The organism is Betaproteobacteria bacterium (assembly GCA_016720855.1).
Lineage (GTDB): Bacteria > Pseudomonadota > Gammaproteobacteria > Burkholderiales > Usitatibacteraceae > FEB-7.
Genome location: JADKJU010000003.1, coordinates 162173 through 180341, shown reverse-complemented (window position 1 = coordinate 180341; position 18169 = coordinate 162173). Strand labels below are relative to the sequence as shown.

Sequence of the window (18169 nt, the reverse complement as noted above, 5' to 3'; positions counted from 1 at the left end):
CTTCCGGAGGGAATTCAGACCGAAATTCTACCGGAATTGAGGGACATACCCTTGAGCGCGGCTCCGCGGGGCGACGTTCAGGGGGACGGGTCCCTCTTCAGTCGAGGCCCATCTGGAGGCGCACCTCGCCGCACCAGGGGCGGTCCTGCGGTGCGTATTTCCATTGCCGGATGGCTGCCCAGAGCAGCGGCTCGAACTCCCGGTAATAGAGCATGGGGGCGACGGTCACGCCGGTGACGCTTCCATCGTCGCCGACGGCCACATAGGCCACCTGCAGGATCGCCTTCGGTGTCTTCGGATCCGCCGCGAGCTTCTTCGGATAGAGCGGGGCGACCATGTGGACAGGCTTGCGGTCGGTGAAGATCCCGGGCGCGACGGCCCCGGCCGGCGGGCGCGTTCCGTAGCTCACCTTCGGCTTTCCGTCGGCGATCTCGAACCAGATCGTGACGTGGCCCTCGGTGTCGGCCGCGCCGCAGCCCGGCGAGGCGATGCGCGGCTGCAGCCGCCAGAGCGGCACCACGTCCATGACCGCAGCCTCGAATGCTTCTCCCGCCGGGCTCGCCTCGATGCGCACATTCTTCAGGAGCCCATCGGTGCCGATCGTCCCGGAGACGTCCACCGTCGCGCCGTGTCCCTTCGCCAGTTCGTCGGTGGGATAGGTGGGCGACACCAGGATCAGCATTCTGCCCTCGACGTATAGCGGGACTTCGGGTGCCTGCTCCGCTGCGGCAAGAGGCAGGAAGGGAGCTCCAGCCACGAGCAGCGCGGTCATCAGTCGCGGCATCGGAATTTCTCGTCTCGCCGGGGCCGTTGGCTCACGCATCGCCGCTGCCCTTCAGGGCGGGAAGGTGGAGCTTCGCGAAATCGAGCATGCGCTGGATGGACACGCTGGCGCGCTTGCCGAGCGCGGGATCGACGTGGATCTCGTTCTTCCCCGTCTCGAGCACGTCCAGCAGGTTGTGCAGGCCGTTCATCGCCATCCATGGGCAGTGCGCGCAGCTCTGGCAGGTGGCGCCCTTGCCGGCGGTGGGCGCCTCGATGAAGGTGACGCCCGGCAGGCGCTTCCTCATCTGGTGGATGATGCCGCCGTCCGTGGCCACGATGTACTCCTTCGCGCCCAGCCGCTGCGCCGCCTGGATGATGCCGGTGGTCGAGCCCACGCAATCGGCCATCGCGATCACGCTGGCCGGCGATTCCGGGTGCACGAGAATCTTGGCGCCCGGATGTTTCAGCTTCAGCTCCTCGAGCTGCTGCGCCTTGAATTCCTCGTGTACGACGCAGGAGGCGTTCCACAGCAGCATGTCCGCGCCTGTCACCCGCCGGATGTAATCGCCCAGGTGCTTGTCCGGGGCGAACAGGACCTTCTTCCCCTGGGCATGCAGGTGCGCCACGATCTTCTCGGCGATGGAGGAGGTGACCATCCAGTCGGCCCGCGCCTTCACCGCGGCGCTGGTGTTGGCATAGACCACCACGACACGGTCGGGGTTCGCGTCGCAGAATTTCGTGAAGTCGTCCGCGGGACACGCGAGATCCAGAGAGCATTCGGCCGCGAGATCCGGCATGAGGACGCGCTTTTCCGGATTGAGGATCTTGGCCGTCTCGCCCATGAAACGCACTCCGGCGACCACGATGGTCTTGCCCGGGTGCGCATGACCGAAGCGCGCCATCTCGAGCGAATCCGAAACGGTGCCGCCCGACTCCTGCGCGAGGTCCTGCAGGTCCGGGTGGACGTAATAGTGCGCGACCAGCACCGCATCGAGGGCGTTCAGGCGCTCCCTGATCCGCCGGATGAGGGCGGGCTTTTCCTCCGGCGTGACCTCGCGCGGGGGCTGGGCGGGCGCAATGCCCAAGGCGCCATCGAAGCGCTCGAAACGGATCTGGATGGGGGCAGCGACGGCCATTCGGATTCTCCGGTAACCATTCGATTCTGCCATAGGGAAATCGTTCGTGGTCCGCGCCGGGCGCGTGATAGAATCCGCTTCGCAATCAAAGCGTTCCGCCGGCCCTCCGCGGGGCGCGCCCGGGCCAAGCCGGGCGACGCAACCCTGCGTCGCGGCGCCGGCCCAGGGGAGTCCCGATGAGGCAGCTGCTCCTCGATTTCACCCAAGCCCCCGCGCCCACCTTCGAGAACTTCGTTCCCGGCCGCAATGCCGAGCCGCTGGCGGCCGTTCGCACCGCGCTGGCCGGCATTCCGGAGCGCGTGTTCTACCTGTGGGGCGAGACGGGTGCCGGCAAGACCCACCTGCTGCAGGCCTTCGCGGAAAGACGCGCGGGCGCCCGGTACCTTCGCGGCGAGGATTACCTTGGCACGGAGTCGGGCGGCGTCCTCGTGCTGGACGACGTCGAGCGGCTGGGCGAATCGCGGCAGGTGGCGCTATTCAACGCCTTCAACGAGCGCGCCTTCGATCTCATCGCCGTCTCCGCCCACGCCGCCCCCAAGGACGTGGCGCTGCGCCGCGACCTCGCCACGCGGCTCGCCACCGGCCTCACCTACCGGGTGCTCGCGCTTACCGACGAGGAAAAGCGTGCCGCGCTCGCGGCGCACGCCCGGGCGAGGGGATTCGGGCTTTCCGAGGAAGTGGCGTCCTACCTCCTCACCCACGCGCGGCGCGACATGCCCTCGCTGATCCAGGCCCTCGACGCCCTCGACAGGTTCTCCCTCGAGACCGGGCGCCCCATCACCGTGCCGCTCCTGAAGGCGGCGCTGCAACCCGAACTCACGTGAAGCTCGCGCTCTTTGACCTGGACAACACGCTCCTCGACGGCGACAGCGACTATTGCTGGGCCCAGTACCTCATCGAGCGCGGCATCCTCGAGCGCGAGGTGTACGAGCGCAAGAACGACTGGTTCTACCATCACTACAAGCAGGGCACGCTCGACATCCACAACTACCTCGACTTCCAGCTCGCCCCGATCGCCGGGCGCCCGCGAGAGGTGATCGACGAGTGGCACCGCGGGTTCATGGAGGCGAAGATCCGGCCCATCATCCACGCGGGGACGCCGGCGCTTCTCGCCTCCCATGGCGACGCCCTGAAGGCCATCGTGACGGCCACCAACCGCTTCATCACGGAGCCCATCGCCAGGGAGCTCGGCGTGGAGCACCTCATCGCGTGCGAGGTGGAGGAAACGCCCGACGGCCGCCTCACGGGCCGCCCGACTGGAACGCCCTCCTTCCGCGAGGGCAAAATCACGCGGCTGCACGAATGGCTGGCGACGCTGGGCCGGCGCTTCGAGGATTTCGGCGAGACTTGGTTTTACAGCGATTCGCACAACGACCTGCCGCTCCTCGAGATGGTATCGAAGCCGGTGGCGGTCGACCCCGATCCCACGCTCGAAAGCCATGCCCGCGACCGCGGCTGGCCCATCCTGAGGTTGCGCGCATGATCAAGAAATTCATCTCCCGGGTCTTCGGCCGCGGCGCCAGGCCGGCCACGCACGAGTCCGGCCCCGTCATCTACGGCCCCGACAAGCACCACATCCGCAAGGAGCACATCAGCCGCGGGGCGAGAAAGACCTGCGAGGAGCTGCAGCGCGCGGGACACACGGCGTTCATCGTCGGAGGCGCCGTGCGCGATGTCCTGCTCGGCATGCAGCCCAAGGACTTCGACGTGGCCACCAGCGCCCACCCGGACGAGGTGCGTTCCCTCTTCCGTCGCTCCCGCATCATCGGGCGGCGCTTCCAGATCGTGCACGTCATGTGGGGCGCGGAAACCGTGGAGGTCTCCACGTATCGCGCGCACTTCACCACCAAGGACCCCGAGTCGGACGACGAGAAGGACAAGCAGGACGTGCATGGGCGCGTCCTCTCCGACAACGTCTTCGGCTCCCAGGCCGAGGATGCCGTGCGCCGCGACTTCACGGTGAACGCGCTCTTCTACGACCCGGTGAAGGAGGAGGTCTGGGACTACCAGAACGGCGTGAAGGACCTGATCGCCAGGAAGCTGGTGATGATCGGCGACCCGGCCACGCGCTACCGCGAGGATCCGGTGAGGATGCTGCGCGCCGCGCGCCTTTCCGCCAAGCTCGGCCTCACGATCGAAGCGAGGACCGCGGCCGCCATCCCCGCCCTGAAGCACCTTCTCGAGAACGTGCCGCAGGCGCGTCTCTTCGAGGAGATCCTGAAGATGCTGCTCTCCGGAAACGCGGTGGCCTGCGTGCAGCGGCTTCGCGACCTGGACCTGCACCATGGGTTGCTGCCGCTCCTGGACGATGCGCTGGAGGACCCTGCCACGGGCCCCTTCGCCATGGCCGCGCTCAAGGCGACCGACGACCGGCTTCGCGACGACAGGCCCGTCTCGCCTGCATTCCTCCTGGCGGCGCTGCTATGGGGACGGGTGGAACGGCGCTGGCACGAGCTCGAGGAGAAGGGCCAGCCCTCGACGCCTTCCCTGCATTCGGCGATGCACGACGCGCTGGATGCGCAGCGCGAATCGCTGGCCATCCCGCGCCGGTTCGACGCCACCATGAAGGAACTGTGGCTGCTGCAGCCGCGCTTTCCCCAGCGCGGCGGCACGCGCCCCTTCCGGCTGCTGGAGCACCCGCGATTCCGAGCCGCCTACGATTTCTTCGAGTTGCGCGCCCAGGCGGGCAATGCGCCGCTGGAGACGGCCGAGTGGTGGGCGCAGTTTCAGGATGCTTCCGGCGACGAGCGTGATCGCATGCTGCACGCCGACGAGGGCCCGAAGAAAAAGCGCCGCCGACGGGGCGGCAAGCGCCGTGCCGCCGACGGCGGCTCTCCCGAGGAAGTGGCGCCGGGCGCGGACGAATGACCGCGACGCGCGCCGTCATCGCGCTCGGTTCCAACCTCGACGGCCCGCAGGCGCGCGTTCGCCTGGCGTTCGACGAGGTGGGGGCGCTGCCCTCCACGCGGCTGCTCGCGCGCTCCGCCCTCTATCGAACGGCACCCGTGGGCTATCGGGACCAACCGGCGTTCATCAACGCCTGCGCGCTGGTGGAGACGGCGCTCGCGCCCCGCGAGCTGCTCGAAAGCCTCCTCGCCATCGAGCGCCGCCACGGCCGCGTGCGCGACGTGCCCAACGGCCCGCGCACGCTCGACCTCGACATCGTTCTCTATGGCGACCTTACGCTGCACGAGCACGGCCTCACGCTCCCGCATCCGCGTGCCCACGAGCGCGCTTTCGTGCTGGCGCCGTTGCTGGACGTGTGGCCCGATGCGATCATTCCGGGACGCGGCCCGGCCTGTGCCTTCCGCGACGGGATTTCCGACCAGGCCATCGAAAGGCTGCCGGACACGCCATGAAACACCGCTTCATCGTGGTCGAAGGGCCCATCGGCTGCGGCAAGACCAGCCTCGCGAAGCTGCTCGCCAAGCGGCTGAACGCGAGCGTGATCCTGGAGGAGCCGGAGTCGAATCCCTTCCTGCCGCTCTTCTACCGCGACATGCGGCGGCACGCGCTCTCCACCCAGCTTTTCTTCCTCTTCCAGCGCCTGCGCCAGCTCGAGGGGCTGCGCCAGCCCGACCTCTTCGGCAAGCCCACGGTGGCGGATTTCGCCCTGCAGAAGGACCCGCTATTCGCCCGCCTCACGCTGGATGACAACGAGTTCGGCCTGTATTCGCGCATCTTCGACCACGTGAAGCCGCAGGCGCCGACACCGGACCTGGTCATCTACCTGCAGGCGAAAGTCGAGACGCTGCTGGAGCGGTTGCGGCGCCGCGGCAACCCGATCGAGGCGGGCATCTCGGACGACTACCTGCGCGCCATCTCGGATACCTACACGCGCTACTTCTACAACTACGGCGACAGTGCGCTCCTCATCGTGAACAGCGAGCGGCTCAACTTCGTGGACGTGCCGGAGCACCTGGACCTGCTGATCGAAAGGGTGCAGTCGATCCGCGGCGGGCGGGAGTTCTTCAACCGCGCCTGAAAAAGGGGGTCTGTCCCCTTTTTCAGGCCATGCTGCATTGCAGCGAAACCGTGGCAGAATGCTCGTCCCACTCGGCCGGTTCCCATTTCCATGAGAGTGACCATACCGAAGCTCCAGGAACGCGCGCGAGGCGGCGAGAAGCTCGTCATGCTCACCTGCTACGACGCGAGTTTCGCGGCGATCTCCGACGCCGCCGGCGTCGATATCCTCCTCATCGGCGATTCGCTGGGCATGGTGATCCAGGGGCACGATTCGACGCTTCCGGTGACGATGCAGGAGACGGAGTACCACGTCCGCGCCGTCGCCCGGGGCAGCGCCAACGCGCTCATTCTCGCGGACATGCCCTTCGGCAGCTTCCAGGAATCGAAGGAGCAGGCCTTCCGCCATGCTGCGCGCCTGATGGCAGCCGGCGCCCAGATGGTGAAGCTGGAGGGCGGCGCCACGATGGTCGAGACGACCCGTTTCCTCGTGGAGCGCGGCATCCCCGTCTGCGCGCACATCGGGCTCACGCCGCAGTCGGTGCATACGCTGGGCGGATACCGGGTGCAGGGCCGCGACGACGATACTGCCGGACACCTGATAGCGGATGCGAAGGCGCTGGAAGCCGCGGGGGCCGCGATCGTCCTGATGGAGGCCATGCCCGCGCTGGTCGCCAAGCGCGTCACCGATTCGCTCACGGTCCCCACGATCGGCATCGGGGCGGGCCCGGACGTGTCGGGGCAGGTGCTGGTGGTCTACGACATGCTGGACATCTACCCGGGACGCAAGGCCCGCTTCGTGAAGAACTTCATGGAGGGGGCGCCTTCGGTGAAGGCGGCGATCGCGGCCTACGTGAAGGCGGTGAAGGCGAAGACTTTCCCGGGGCCGGAGCACTGCTTCTGAGCGTGATGCGAGCGTAAAGCGTGGAACACGGATGAACACGGATGTCCACGGATGAACACGGATGACCGCGGCGATTCATTGAGCGAGGAAGCGGCGTGGAACTGATCCATACCGTGCCCGAGTTGAGAAAGCGAGTCGAAGGCGAAGCGTCGATCGTCCTCGTGCCGACGATGGGCAATCTTCACGCGGGGCACATCGCGCTGGTCGAGGAGGCGAAGAAGCACGGCCAGTGCATTGTCGCGTCCATCTTCGTCAACCGCCTGCAGTTCGAGCCCGGCGGGGACTTCGACCGCTATCCGCGCACGATCGGGCGCGATTGCGAAATGCTCGAGAAGGCCGGATGCCACGTGGTGTTCGCGCCGGACGACAGGGAACTCTATCCGCACGCTCAGGAGATACTGATTTTGCCCCCCAAATCCGCGGAGCAACTGTGCGGCGACTTCCGTCCGGGCCATTTCCAGGGCGTGATGACGGTCGTGGCGAAACTGTTCAATATTGTTGCACCGCACACAGCCGTCTTCGGGCGCAAGGACTACCAGCAATTGTTCGTGATCCGGGCCCTGGCGAGGCAGTTGAACTTCCCCGTCGCGATCGTCGGGGTGGAGACGAAGCGCGAACCCGACGGCCTCGCGATGTCCTCGAGGAACAGCTATCTCTCCTCTGAGGAACGCACCGAAGCGGTGCGCCTCAACCGCAATCTCCGGCGGATCAAGGATCTCGTGGAAAGCGGCCGGCACGATTTTGATGCACTTTGCTCTTTCGCAATCAATGACTTGACGAAATCCGGATGGAAAGTGGATTATGTTGCAGTGCGGAATCAGTCCGGATTGGCATTTCCGGACCCCCGGGACCGCGATCTGGTGGTTCTCGGGGCGGCGTGGCTGGGCAAGACCCGGCTGATCGACAACGTCGAGATCCGCGCGTAGCCGACAAACCTGGGGCTGTGCCGAAGTTTCGAGTCCTTCCTCTAAAAAGACTCGATAGACTCAAGGCCAGTCGTACTTTCGGAGACGGAAACATGCAACGCACCATGCTCAAGTCGAAGCTGCACCGTGTCACCTGCACGGCGTCCGAGCTTCATTACGAGGGCTCCTGCGCCATCGATCAGGATCTCCTGGACGCGGCCGACATCAGGCAGTACCAGCAGATCGAGATCTACAACGTGAACAACGGCGAGCGCTTCTCCACCTATGCGATTTCGGCGCAGCGCGGCTCCGGAGCCATCTCGGTAAATGGCGCAGCGGCGCACAAGGCGCGGCGCGGCGACCTGCTGATCATCGCCTCCTACGCGACCTACACGGAAGCGGAGATCGCGAAGTACCACCCCGATCTCGTTTACGTGGATGCCAACAACGCCATCAAGGACAGGCGCGAGGCGATCCCGGTGCAGAAGGCGGCCTGAGCAGGAAAAGGACCCGGGAAGCCGCCGACCGTGCGGGCGACTCAGAATTGCGCCAGGTACTGCGCCGGATCGATGTGCACACCCAGGACGAGGGGCCGATCGGAAGGCCGCGGTTGCGACAGCACGCGCTCCAGCGCCGCGGCCGAATCCACGTTCGCTCCCTCGCAGCCCATGGACTGCGCGAGCTTCTCGATGTCGGTTGAATCGATCAGCGTTCCCCAGCTCGGGTACTTGCGCTGGGCCTGCTTGAGTTCGATGCGGTTCAGGCTGTTGTCGCAGAAGACGATCACCAGCGGATCGATTGCGAGGCTCGAGGCGAGCCGAAGCTCGCCCTGCACCATGGCGAGCCCGCCATCGCCCGTGAAGCACACCACCGGCCGTTTCGGGTGGACGAGCTTCGCCGCGATCGCCGCGGGAAGGGAAAAGCCCATCGAGGACAGGCCGTTCGTCATGAGCGTGGAGCGCGGCCCGTAGGTCGCCCAGCCCTGTCCCACGAGCAGCTTGTGCGAGCCCACGTCCGCGGTGGCGATCGCTTCCCGGGGTGACGCCCGGCGCACGACGTCGATCACGTCCGTGGGATTGAGCCGGCCGGAGACGCGGCCCTCGTAGTATTTCGCCACCAGGGCATCGCGGTGCGCGCGGACCTCGGCATCCGTCCATCGCGGCGATCCGCCGCAGGAAGCGGCCAGCGCATCGAGGATTGCCGCGATCGGGCCGACCAGCTCGAGCTCGGCCGGGTAGATCTGGTCGGTGTTCGGCGTGGCGTCCACATGAATCGTGGGGACCTCGAGGCTCCAGGGCTTGATGAGCTCCACGGCATCGAAGCCGGCGGCAATGATGAGGTCGCAGCCGGAGAGGAACTTCCACATGAACGCCTGGCACGCCATGTCCAGCGTTCCCGCGTAGAGCGGATGGTCCTCGGCGAGGACGCCCTTGGCCATCGGCGCGACCACGACGGGGCAGCCTAGCGACTCGGCCAGGCGCGCCAGGCTCGCGCAGGCATTGCCGCGAACGGCCGCGATGCCGGCAAGGATCACCGGGCGACGTGCGATGCGTATCCTCGCCGAAACATCGGCGGCGGCCGCCTCGGCGGCGAAGGCGAGCGGGAACTCCCGTGCTTCGAGGGGCGGCAGCCGGATCTCGGCGTCGGTCGCCTCCGCCCCGACCACGTCCGCGGCAAGCGTCATGTGCACGGGGCCGGGCCGCTCGGCCATGGCCGTGCGCACGGCCTTGCGCATGATCGTGGCAGCGGTGTGCGGCTGGATCGTCGTCGCCCACTTGCACACGGGGGCGAACAGGCGCTCCTGGTTGATCACCTGGTGCGTGAAGAACGGCTCGCGCCTGCTCTCGATCTGGCCGGAGAAGGCGAGCATCGGCACGCGGTCGAGCCAGGCGTTGGCGACCGCGTTGACGAGGTTGGTCGATCCCGGGCCGAGGGTTGAAAGGCACACGCCCGGCACGCCGGTGAGCATCCCGGTCGCTTCGGCCATGAGCCCCGCGGTTCCCTCGCGCCGGCCCAGGACGAAGGCAAGATCCGCGCGCCGGCACGCCTCGAGCACCTCGACGGAAGGGTCGCCGGGGTAGCCGAACACATGACGCACGCCCAGGGCCTGCAGGTAGCGGACGATCAGCTCGGAGACGTTCATCGGCGCGTTCCTCGTGGGGGTTCCGTGTTCGCCTTCCGGAGCTCAGGATGGCGCACGGGATTTCGCAGGACTCACCGGAATGTATCATTGGTCGGCATGAACGAAAATAAATTGCCCGCATTTGCGCTCATAGGATTCGGCGAGGCCGGCCAGGCTCTCGCCGAGGGTTTGCGACGCGAAGACGTGACGCGGATCGCCGCATGGGACATCCTTTTCCCCGACGAGAATCGCGGCTCGGCGTTGCGGGTGGCGGCGGCGCGGCTGGGCGTGCGCCAGGCCGTGAACTGCGTCGATGCCCTTCGCGAGGCTGACGTCGTGATCTCGGCCGTGACCGCTTCCTCGAATCTCGATGCCGCCGCGTCGGCGTGCGAAGGACTCTCGCCGGGCCAGTTCTACCTCGACGTCAACTCCGTGTCGCCGCAGCGCAAGCGCGAGGCGGCCCGGATCGTCGGCGACCGGGCGCGATTCGTGGACGTGGCCGTCATGGCGCCGGTGCTGCCGCTGCGCCACAAGACTCCGATGCTCGTATCCGGGCCGGCCGCGGCGGAAGTGCTTCCGCTCCTGCGTCGCTGCGCGATGAGCGTCGAGGAGGCCGGCGCTGAAGTCGGCTCGGCAATCGCGATGAAGATGGTGCGAAGTGTCATGATCAAGGGGCTCGAGGCGCTCACGCAGGAGTGCTTCCTTGCCGCGCGGGCGGGCGGCGTCGAGGACCGGCTGATCGCCTCCCTCACCCAAACCTTTCCCACGCTCGACTGGGCGAGGATCGCGGACTACAACCTCGAGCGCATGGCGAGCCACGGCATCCGGCGCGCGGCGGAAATGCGCGAGGTCGCGAAGACGCTCGAGGACATGGGGGTCGAGCCGCTCATGACACGCGGCACCATCGAGCGCCAGCAGCGAACGGGAGACGCGAAGCTGAAGGACGCGTTCGGCGGCAAGGTGCCGGAGGACCGCGGGGCGATCCTGGAGGCGCTGCGCAAGGCGGCACAACGGGGGCTGGCCTAGGCGCTTGCGCCGGCTTCCAGGGGGAATCCATGACCGAATCGACTAAGGCAGGCGGGCAGGGGCCGACACGAGACGCGCCGCGCCTGCGCATGAGGATCGGCGGCGAGTGGCGCACCGGCATGACCGAGGTCGATGTCATCGACCCCTTTCGCAAGGAGCGGATCGCGCGGGTTCCCGAATCCTCGCTCCAGGATCTGGACGATGCGTTGACCGCCGCGGTCGCCGCCAGGGCCGTCGTGGCGGCGATGCCCGGCTACCAGCGCGCAGCCTTGCTGCGCAAGGTCGCGGCGCTCCTCGTCGAGCGTGCGGATGGAATCGCCGAGATCATGACGCGCGAGACCGGGAAGGCCATCAAGGACGCGCGCGCAGAGGTTACGCGGTCCCAGGACACGATCCTGCTCTCCGCCGAGGAGGCGATCCGGATCGAAGGCGAGCAGGTCCCGCTGGACGGCACCGCGATGGGAGCGGGCAAGTTCGCCTTCCTGCTGCGTTTCCCCGTCGGCGTGGTGGCCGGGATCACGCCGTTCAACGCGCCGTTCAATCTCGCCTGCCACAAGATCGCGCCGGCCATCGCGGCCGGAAACGCCATCGTTCTCAAGGCACCACCGCAGTCCCCCGGGACGGTGGAGAAGCTCGTGGAAATATTCGTGGATGCAGGAACGCCGTCCGGGTTCGTGAACCTGCTGTACGGCAACACGGTGGGGCCGGCGCTGGTGCGCGACCCGCGCGTGGATTTCGTGTCCTTCACCGGGTCGAGCCGGGTGGGCGCCGAGATCAAGGCGGCCAGCGGGCTTCGGCGCGTGGCCCTCGAACTGGGCGGGAACGGCACGACGATCGTGCACTCGGATGCGGACGTGTTGGAGGCAGCGACGCTTTGCGCGCGCAACTCCATGCGCCTTGCCGGCCAGAGCTGCATTTCCGTGCAGAACGCGGTTGTCCACGAAAGCGTGTACGACGCATTCGTCGAGCGCCTCGTGGCCGAGGTGAACACGCTTCGCGTCGGCGATCCGCTCGATCCGGCCACGGACGTCGGCACCCTGATCGACGAGGCGGCGGCGACGAGGGTCGAGCGCTGGGTGGTCGAGGCCGTCTCGCAAGGCGCCCGCATCCTCACCGGCGGCGGTCGACGCGGCGCGCAATACGAACCCACCGTCCTCGTCGACGTGCAACGCTCGATGCGCGTGGTCTGCGAGGAGGTCTTCGGTCCCGTCGTCACCGTGCAGCGCTATCGCGAGCTGGGGCCGCTCTTCGAGAGCATCAGCGCGGACCAGTACGGGCTGCACTGCGGGATCTTCACGAAATCGATCCAGGTGGCGTTCGACGCCATCCGGTCGCTGCGCGTCGGCGGGCTCATCGTGAACGGCACTTCCACCTGGCGCACCGACCAGCTCGCCTACGGGGGAATCAAGTCCAGCGGCATCGGCCGCGAGGGCCCGCGCTACGCGATCCGCGACATGACCGAGGAACGGCTGGTCCTGTTCAACCTCTAGGCCGCGACTGGCTTCTTCCGGCGGGGGGTTGCGGTCCGCGACGCAGACGCGAACCCCGGCCACGCGTCGGCCATCGCAAGGAAGCGACCGAGCAGCGGTGTCTTGTCGCTGGCGCGCCACGCGAGGAGCAACCGGCTCTTCGATTCCCTGGTGGCGAGCGGTCGATGGACCACGCCGGGAATGTTCGCATTGCGGTAGGTGTCCGGAAGGATCGATATCCCCGTGCCCGCCGCGATCAGCGCGAGGATCGTCACGCCTTCGCGGGCCTCCTGCGCCAGGCGCGGGGCGAACCCTGCCTGGCTGCACAGCCCCATCACGTGATCGTAGAGGCCGCAGCCGATCCCGCGCGGGAAGAGGATGAACGGTTCATCGGCGAGATCCGCGACCCTCACGCCGCCGCGCGCGCGGGCCAGACGGTGTGCGGACGGCAGCACTGCCATCAGCTCGTCCTCCCAGATGGTTCGCACCTCGATGTCCGGACCGGGGGCGAACTGGTGCGATGGCCGGAGGAAGCCCACGTCGATGCGGCGGTCCGCGATCGCCTGAAGCTGCGCGCCGGAGGACATGTGCCCCATCTCCACGCGAACGCCCGGAAACTTTTCACGAAACGCCTGGATGAAGCGCGGGAACGGCTCGAACATGGGAACGGAGCCGGTGAACGCCACCCGGATCTCGCCGGCCTCGCCCCGGGCCGCGCGCCTGACTTCGTCGCCCGCGCCGTCGAGCTGCGCGAGGATGGAGCGGGCCTGGACGAGGAAGAGTCGCCCCGGCTCCGTGAGCCGGACCCTGCGCCGGTTCCTCTCGAGCAATACCGTTCCGAGTTCGTCCTCGACCGCCTTGATCTGCTGGCTCAGGGGAGGCTGGCTCATGTGCAGCCGCCGCGCGGCCTGGCTGAAGTTGAGCTCCTCGGCGACGGCGACGAAATAGCGCAGCTGGCGGATGTCCATGCTTATAGGCAATTCGAATGACTGGGGCGCGGAATGGATATTGGACTCGACTCTGGCAGGGTGCAATGATTGGCTCGAACATGCCGGGAGAGCGCTTCCGGCGCCCATGGCCCTGCCGGGGTGAGCTGCCCTACATGACCGAAGCGCGGTGGGTCCCGTCCGGCCTCCAAGGTGCGAACTCCATGATCATCGACTGCCACGGCCACTACACCACCGCGCCCAGCGCGCTGGAGGGATGGCGCAATAGCCAGGTGAAGGCGCTGGACGGCTCTTCGGCGCCGCCGAAGCGAACCGACCTCGCCATCAGCGACGAGGAATTGCGCGAAAGCGTCGAGAAGAACCAGCTGCGCCTGCAGCGCGAACGCGGGACGGACCTCACCTTCTTCTCGCCCCGGGCGATGGCCATGGCCCATCACATCGGGACCGCGCAGACGAGCCTCGAGTGGTCGCGCCAGTGCAACGACCTGATCCATCGGGTCTGCGGTCTGTATCCGCGCAATTTCGTCCCGGTGTGCCAGCTGCCGCAGTCGCCGGGCGTTGCGCCCGCGAGCTGCATTCCCGAGCTCGAGCGCTGCGTGAAGGACCTGGGTTTCGTGGGCTGCAATCTCAATCCGGATCCGTCCGGTGGCCACTGGAAGGACCCGCCGCTCACCGACCGGTGGTGGTACCCCCTGTACGAGAAGATGGTGGAGCTGGACGTGCCCGCCATGGTGCATGTCAGCGCGAGCTGCAACCCGTGCTTCCACGCCGTCGGCGCGCACTACATCAACGCCGACACGACGGCCTTCATGCAGTTCCTCACCTCGAACCTCTTCAAGGACTTCCCGACGCTCAAGTTCGTCATTCCCCACGGCGGGGGGGCCGTTCCCTACCACTGGGGGCGCTACCGCGGGCTCGCGCAGGACATGAAGCTGCCGCTGCTCAAGGAGCACCTGCTGAACAACGTGTACTTCGACACCTGCGTTTACCACCAGGCCGGCATCGACCTGCTCATGAAGGTCATCCCCGCCGAGAACATCCTCTTCGCCTCGGAGATGGTGGGCGCGGTCCGCGGCGTCGACCCGGAGTCCGGCTTCTACTTCGACGACACGAAGCGCTACATCGACGCGGCGCCCGGCCTCACCGCCGAGGACCGCCGCAAGATATTCGAAGGCAACGCGAGGCGGGTCTACAGCCGCCTGAAGTTGCCGGCCTGAACCCGGAACGACGGACAACCCAAAGGAGGATCAAGACATGGTTTCCACAATCCGAACGATGACCCGCGCCGCGGCAGTGTTCATGGCCGCAACCCTGGTTTTCGGTGCCGCGCCCGCCGCGATGGCCCAGGCCTATCCTTCCAAACCCGTCAAGATCCTCGTCGGCTTCGCCCCCGGCGGCGCGATGGACATCGTGGCGCGCACGGTGGCCCAGAAACTGGGACCGAACCTCGGGCAGACCGTCATCGTCGAGAACAAGCCGGGCGCGGCAAGCAACATCGCCATCCGGCAGCTGATCGACAGCCCGCCCGATGGCTACACGGTGATGCTCGTGGCAAACGGCCTCACGGCGAACCCGTTCCTCTACACGCAGCAGCCGTTCGATCCCAACACGGACGTCGTTCCCATCACGCTCGTGGCGCGCCTGCCCGTGGTGATCGCCGCCAGCTCGTCCTCGGAATTCACGACGCTCAGGAAGCTCATCGAGGTATCGAAGGCGAAACCCGGAAGCGTGAACTACGGCTCGCCCGGCAGCGGCTCCACACCCCACCTCGCCACGGAAATGTTTGCGCGCGCCGCCGGCATCTCGCTCACGCACATCCCCTACAAGGGCGGCAAGCCCGCGATCAGCGACGTGCTCGGGGGACAGCTTCCCCTGGTGGCTGTGAACGCGGTCGAGGTCCTGCCGCTCGTGCAGTCCGGCAAGCTCCGGGTGCTGGCCGCGCTGAGCGCCGAGCGCATCACCACGCTCCCCGACGCGCCGACCATCGCGGAATCCGGATTCCCGGGGTTCGAGGCCAGCGTCTGGCACGCCTTCATCGCGCCGAAGGGAACCCCTCCCGCCGTCGTCCAGACGCTGGCGACGCAGATCCACAAGGTGCTCGCGGATCCCGAGGTGAAGGAACGCCTGGCCGGCTTGGGCGCGATCGTCTCGCCCTCCACGCCGCAGCAACTGGCCGACCTCGTCCGCAGCGACTACGAGCGCTACGGCAAGCTCATCCGCGAGGCGAACATCAAGGCGAATTGAGGGACGGCCTCACGGCGCCACCCCGGGGACAACAACAGGGAAAAGGGGAGTTCCCGGATCGGACCCCTCGTGGACCGCCCGGGGGTGCGGGTGGGCGCCTGCGAGGTATCATCGGCTGATGCAGGCCACATCATTGCGACGCGCCATCGCCGGGTCCGGCGGACTCGTGCTCTCGGGGGCGGTCGGTGCCTGGCGCTTGCTTCACTTCGGCGCCGAGGCGGTGGTCGCGGCACTCTCGCCCTCGACCTACACGCCGCCCGCCCGTGCTCTCGCGGCGCGCCAAGTTTGCTCGTCCGCCTGGCAGATCCTGCCGGGCTTCGTCGTCGTCTGCTCGCTCCTGAGCTACCTGGTGATCGGGATCATCAATTCGACCGCGCGCGACTTCGGCCTGTCGGGCTACGCGCTCGACCTCTTCGTGCGCGTGCTGGTGCTGGAGCTCGTCCCCGTGTTCGTGGCGCTGTTCGTGGCGCTGCGCTCGGGCGCGGCCATTGGCACCGAAGTGGCGTTGATGCGCGTTCGCGGGGAACTCGATTCGCTTCGCGAAGGCGCGCACACGCTGCGAGCCGAGCTGCTTCCTCGCGGGATCGGCGTTGCCGTCTCGGTCCTCGCGCTCACCGCGATCGGCATCCTGGTTGCGCTGGTGGTGGCCTATGTCGGCCTCTACGGCTTTTCGCCCTGGGGGCACGCCGCGTATTCGCGCGCAATCGGGCAGGTGTTCGGCTCGGCGGAACTGGCCGGGCTCGGACTGAAGGTCGTGTTCTTCGCACTCGCGGTGGCGGTGATCCCGGTCGCGGCGAGCCTCGGGTCATCGCCGGATCCGGGCACGGTGCCGGAAGCCGCGCCGCGCGGCCTGGTGCGCCTCTTCGTGGGTCTCGCGCTGGTCGAGGCCGCCTCGCTCGCGCTCACTTACGCCTGAAGCCCTTGGAACAGCCGCTCGCTCCCTCCTCCGACATCCGCCACGCCGAGCTGAAGGCGGCGATGGTGCTGATCGTCGCGGCGGCCATCATTGCGGGCTTCGTCCTCTATGTCCTCTACGCCCGTGGCACGTTCGAGAGCACGCAGCGCCTCGTGCTGATGGCCGATGACGGGGCCGGCGTGATCGTCGGCATGGATCTCACCTTCTCGGGCTTCCCGGTGGGGCGGGTGCAGAAGATCGAGCTGGCGCCGGACGGCAGGGCGCGGATCGAGATCGACATCCCGCGCAAGGACACGCAGTGGCTTCGCACTTCCAGCGTCTTCACGCTCGAGCGCAGCCTCGTGGGGACCGCGCGCCTTCGCGCCTTCACGGGCAACCTCGCCGACCAGCCGTTGCCCGAGGGCGCCATCCGCGAGGTCCTGCGCGGGGACGCGACCGAAGAGCTTCCCGGCCTCATTGCCTCGATGAAGCGGCTACTCGAAAACCTGGAGCGCATGTCGGCGCAGGACTCGGATCTCAATGCGAGCCTTGCCAGCGTGCGCACGCTGACCGGGCGCATGACGGGGCCGCAGGGAGCGCTCGGCGGCCTCCTGGGCAGCGACGAGAACGCGAGGAAGGTGATCGCCGCCCTGGACCGCGCCAACACGATGCTCGCATCCCTCGAGAAAGTCTCGGAACGCCTCGACCGCACGCTGGAACGCACCGATGAGAGCCTTTTCGGCACGGGCGGGGTGATGGACGAGACCCGCAAGGCGGCCGCGCAACTGACCGCCGTGCTGGCCGAAGCGCGCGAGAGCCTGCACAAGGCCGACGCGATCCTGGTCGATGCGCAGAAAATCACCGCCAGCACGCGAACGGCGTCCGAGGACCTCGCGGGCCTGCGCCAGGAAGTGGAATCGACCCTGCGCCGCGTCTCCGGCCTGATCGACGAGATCAACCGCAAGTGGCCCTTCGTCCGCGATACGGAGGTGAAGCTCCCATGAGAACGGTCCTCGCCGTGGCGGCCGTGACGGTCGCCGCCTGCGCCGGTCTCCCCCCGGAGCCCAGCTGGCGGGCGGACGCCCATGGTTCGCTTCAGAACTTCGAGATCGCCTACCTCGAGGGGCATTCGAAGGCCGCGGAAGGCGAATTTGCCCGCGCGCGCATGACGCTTTCCGCCACGGGCCGCGCCGACCTCGTGGCGCGCGCCGAGCTCGTGCGCTGCGCGGCTCGCACGGCAAGCCTCGACTTCGACGACTGTCCCGGCTACCAGGCGCTGGCCGGCGATGCGCCACCGGCGGAGCGCGCCTATGCGGCGTATCTCGCGGGCAAGGCGCAGGGCGCCGATATCGCGCTGCTGCCGCCCCAGCACCACGCGGTCGCGGCAGGGGGTGGCAGCGCGCTCACCGCCATCGAGGATCCGTTCTCGCGCCTCGTTGCCGCGGGCGTGCTGTTCCGTCAGGGGCGGATCGCGCCAGCGGACATCGCGCTCGCCGTGGACACCGCATCGCGCAACGGCTGGCGCCGGCCATTGCTCGCGTGGCTTGGCGTGCAGGAGAAGCGGGCGCAGGACGCCGGCGACAGGGAGGCGGCCGCGGCGATTCGCCGGCGCATCCGGCTGGTGACGGGCGACCGCTGAGCGCGGATCGGCCGCCGGTTTTCAATTTGCGCGGCCTTCTTCCATTCGCGGACTGTCACCGCCATCTGCGTTTCAGCCGCGCTGCAGGTCGTTCCGTCCGGTGGCGCTGGCGACTTGCGGCCCCGCGCCCTAATCTGGCCCCATTGCCGTAAAC

At 67.7% G+C, this 18169-nt stretch carries 19 protein-coding genes; 15 read left to right on the top strand and 4 right to left on the bottom strand.

What is annotated here, in order from left to right:
- Positions 1-97 precede the first annotated feature (97 nt).
- The gene (locus IPP91_14480) at positions 98-784 is read right to left on the bottom strand and encodes a TonB family protein (GenBank protein MBL0143271.1); all 687 of its coding nucleotides are present in this window, start codon (positions 782-784) and stop codon (positions 98-100) included.
- 31 nt (positions 785-815) lie between these two features.
- Positions 816-1901 carry a quinolinate synthase NadA gene (nadA, locus tag IPP91_14475; protein ID MBL0143270.1) on the bottom strand — a complete coding sequence of 362 codons (1086 nt, stop codon included), beginning with the start codon at positions 1899-1901 and terminating at the stop codon, positions 816-818.
- Between the two features lie 176 nt (positions 1902-2077).
- Between nadA and hda the strand changes: the two genes are divergently transcribed.
- The 8 genes from hda (at position 2078) to IPP91_14435 (ending at position 8170) form a co-directional block, all read left to right on the top strand.
- On the top strand, positions 2078-2725 hold the full coding sequence (hda, locus tag IPP91_14470; protein MBL0143269.1) for a DnaA regulatory inactivator Hda: 648 nt from the start codon (positions 2078-2080) through the stop codon (positions 2723-2725).
- Positions 2722-3384: an HAD family hydrolase gene (locus IPP91_14465; protein MBL0143268.1), complete on the top strand. Its 663-nt coding sequence runs from the start codon at positions 2722-2724 to the stop codon at positions 3382-3384. The genes hda and IPP91_14465 overlap by 4 nt, the downstream gene beginning before the upstream one ends.
- On the top strand, positions 3381-4769 hold the full coding sequence (gene pcnB / locus IPP91_14460; protein ID MBL0143267.1) for a polynucleotide adenylyltransferase PcnB: 1389 nt from the start codon (positions 3381-3383) through the stop codon (positions 4767-4769). Before IPP91_14465 ends, pcnB begins: the two co-directional genes overlap by 4 nt.
- Positions 4766-5260: a 2-amino-4-hydroxy-6-hydroxymethyldihydropteridine diphosphokinase gene (folK, locus tag IPP91_14455; GenBank protein ID MBL0143266.1), complete on the top strand. Its 495-nt coding sequence runs from the start codon at positions 4766-4768 to the stop codon at positions 5258-5260. The genes pcnB and folK overlap by 4 nt, the downstream gene beginning before the upstream one ends.
- A complete protein-coding gene (locus IPP91_14450; protein MBL0143265.1) occupies positions 5257-5886 on the top strand; it encodes a deoxynucleoside kinase in 630 nt (209 codons plus the stop codon). Before folK ends, IPP91_14450 begins: the two co-directional genes overlap by 4 nt.
- Positions 5887-5976: 90 nt before the next feature.
- Complete coding sequence (gene panB, locus IPP91_14445) at positions 5977-6768, top strand: 3-methyl-2-oxobutanoate hydroxymethyltransferase (protein ID MBL0143264.1); 792 nt, start codon at positions 5977-5979, stop codon at positions 6766-6768.
- Positions 6769-6863: 95 nt separating this feature from the next.
- Positions 6864-7694 carry a pantoate--beta-alanine ligase gene (locus IPP91_14440; GenBank protein MBL0143263.1) on the top strand — a complete coding sequence of 277 codons (831 nt, stop codon included), beginning with the start codon at positions 6864-6866 and terminating at the stop codon, positions 7692-7694.
- A 92-nt stretch (positions 7695-7786) separates the two neighbouring features.
- Positions 7787-8170, top strand: coding sequence for an aspartate 1-decarboxylase (locus IPP91_14435; protein MBL0143262.1), 384 nt, complete (start codon positions 7787-7789; stop codon positions 8168-8170).
- A 41-nt stretch (positions 8171-8211) separates the two neighbouring features.
- Here IPP91_14435 and IPP91_14430 read toward each other — a convergent pair whose 3' ends face one another.
- Positions 8212-9816 (bottom strand): thiamine pyrophosphate-binding protein, encoded by a 1605-nt coding sequence (locus IPP91_14430; GenBank protein MBL0143261.1) that lies wholly within the window; start codon positions 9814-9816, stop codon positions 8212-8214.
- Positions 9817-9927: 111 nt separating this feature from the next.
- Between IPP91_14430 and IPP91_14425 the strand changes: the two genes are divergently transcribed.
- Complete coding sequence (locus IPP91_14425) at positions 9928-10821, top strand: NAD(P)-dependent oxidoreductase (protein ID MBL0143260.1); 894 nt, start codon at positions 9928-9930, stop codon at positions 10819-10821.
- A gap of 89 nt (positions 10822-10910) precedes the next feature.
- The gene (locus IPP91_14420) at positions 10911-12311 is read left to right on the top strand and encodes an aldehyde dehydrogenase family protein (GenBank protein ID MBL0143259.1); all 1401 of its coding nucleotides are present in this window, start codon (positions 10911-10913) and stop codon (positions 12309-12311) included.
- On the opposite strand, the gene IPP91_14415 is transcribed toward IPP91_14420, so the two are convergent.
- Positions 12308-13258: a LysR family transcriptional regulator gene (locus IPP91_14415; GenBank protein MBL0143258.1), complete on the bottom strand. Its 951-nt coding sequence runs from the start codon at positions 13256-13258 to the stop codon at positions 12308-12310. The two genes, IPP91_14420 and IPP91_14415, sit on opposite strands and share 4 nt — an antisense overlap.
- Before the next feature lie 182 nt (positions 13259-13440).
- Here IPP91_14415 and IPP91_14410 point away from each other — a divergent pair, with 182 nt between their 5' ends.
- The 5 genes from IPP91_14410 to IPP91_14390 all read left to right on the top strand — a co-directional run bounded on the left by IPP91_14410 (position 13441) and on the right by IPP91_14390 (position 18015).
- On the top strand, positions 13441-14454 hold the full coding sequence (locus tag IPP91_14410) for an amidohydrolase (GenBank protein ID MBL0143257.1): 1014 nt from the start codon (positions 13441-13443) through the stop codon (positions 14452-14454).
- A gap of 58 nt (positions 14455-14512) precedes the next feature.
- The gene (locus IPP91_14405) at positions 14513-15481 is read left to right on the top strand and encodes a tripartite tricarboxylate transporter substrate binding protein (protein ID MBL0143256.1); all 969 of its coding nucleotides are present in this window, start codon (positions 14513-14515) and stop codon (positions 15479-15481) included.
- A 133-nt stretch (positions 15482-15614) separates the two neighbouring features.
- Positions 15615-16397, top strand: a complete 783-nt coding sequence (locus IPP91_14400) for an ABC transporter permease (GenBank protein ID MBL0143255.1) — start codon at positions 15615-15617, stop codon at positions 16395-16397.
- A gap of 62 nt (positions 16398-16459) precedes the next feature.
- Entirely contained in the window at positions 16460-17380 is a 921-nt protein-coding gene (locus tag IPP91_14395; GenBank protein MBL0143254.1) for an MCE family protein, read from the top strand.
- Positions 17377-18015 (top strand): hypothetical protein, encoded by a 639-nt coding sequence (locus tag IPP91_14390; protein MBL0143253.1) that lies wholly within the window; start codon positions 17377-17379, stop codon positions 18013-18015. The genes IPP91_14395 and IPP91_14390 overlap by 4 nt, the downstream gene beginning before the upstream one ends.
- Positions 18016-18169 lie beyond the last annotated feature (154 nt).